This is a genomic window from Vibrio sp. M260112 (genome assembly GCF_036533775.1).
GTDB lineage: Bacteria > Pseudomonadota > Gammaproteobacteria > Enterobacterales > Vibrionaceae > Vibrio.
The window spans coordinates 1-1,152 of sequence record NZ_JATABH010000153.1; the positions used below are offsets into that span (position 1 = coordinate 1).

Annotated in this window: 1 protein-coding gene; it reads left to right on the forward strand. The window is 44.8% G+C overall.

What is annotated here, in order from left to right; translation table 11 throughout:
* Positions 1 to 10: 10 nt before the first annotated feature.
* Positions 11 to 1,132 (forward strand): ISAs1 family transposase, encoded by a 1,122-nt coding sequence (locus tag QTN95_RS20750; RefSeq protein ID WP_331418865.1) that lies wholly within the window; start codon positions 11 to 13, stop codon positions 1,130 to 1,132.
* The last annotated feature ends 20 nt before the right edge of the window (positions 1,133 to 1,152 follow it).

Below are 1,152 nucleotides of genomic sequence, written 5' to 3' on the forward strand. Positions count from 1 at the left end.
CCTACCCACAATGCATATCGATGAGTTTAAAGAGCACTTCCATTTAGTCGCAGATAAGCGCCAGTCAGCAAAGGTTACGTATTGCTTGTTTGAGGTTCTGTTCGGCTCATTGTGCGCTGTTATTGCTGGTGCCAAAGGTTGGTTTGATATTCGTGAGTACATCCTTGGTCATCATGAGTGGTTTAAACGTAATGGTATGTTTGTTAATGATATTCCTGCCGATGATACGATTGCTCGCATTATCTCTAAGATAGAACCAGAGCCCTTTCATACTTGCTTTATAAACTGGATGTCAGCAGTACATTCCCTTACTGAGGGGCAAGTCGTTGCGATTGATGGTAAAACACTTCGGGGCTCCTACAACCGAGATGACCGAGCTAGTACTATCCATATGATTAGCGCCTACGCTTCGTTCAATAAGCTCGTACTTGGACAGCTCAAAACAGAAGAAAAGAGCAACGAGATCACAGCAATACCTGAGCTCATCAAACTTCTTGATATCAAAGGCGCTCTAGTCACAATTGATGCGATGGCATGCCAAACGGAAATAGCCAAAACTATCATCGAACAAGATGCTAACTACTTACTTGCGGTTAAAAATAATCAAGGAAAGTTACGCAAAGCAATAGAGCAGGCTTTTGCAAAACAACGAGCATCAAAGCCCAAAAATATCAAAATCGAGCAGGGTCACGGCCGTATTGAAGTCCGTCAAAGCTATGTGTTAAGCAGTGAAACGCTCGAAGGTAACTTCTCTCGTTGGAAAGGATTAAAATCGGTCATTATGGTGGAAAACTTCCGTTACCATAAAGGCAAAGTAGCAGAGCTAGAGTATCGATACTACATCAGCTCAAAGCAATTGAGTGCGGAGCAAGCGGCAAGCGCAGTAAGGGAGCACTGGGGTATCGAGTCAATGCACTGGGTCTTAGATGTGACGATGGCTGAGGATGCCTGCCAAATCTATAAAGACCACGGAGCCGAAAACCTAGCTTGCCTTCGCCATATAGGGTTGAATATGTTGCGCACAGAGCCGACTAAACTCAGTATCGTTGGAAAACAGAAGCGTTGTATGATGAACACAGCGATGCTAGAGGCGGTCTTGAGTGAAGGCCTAAACGCGGTGGGTAAAAATTAAACACTCATGCGGTCGCCCTG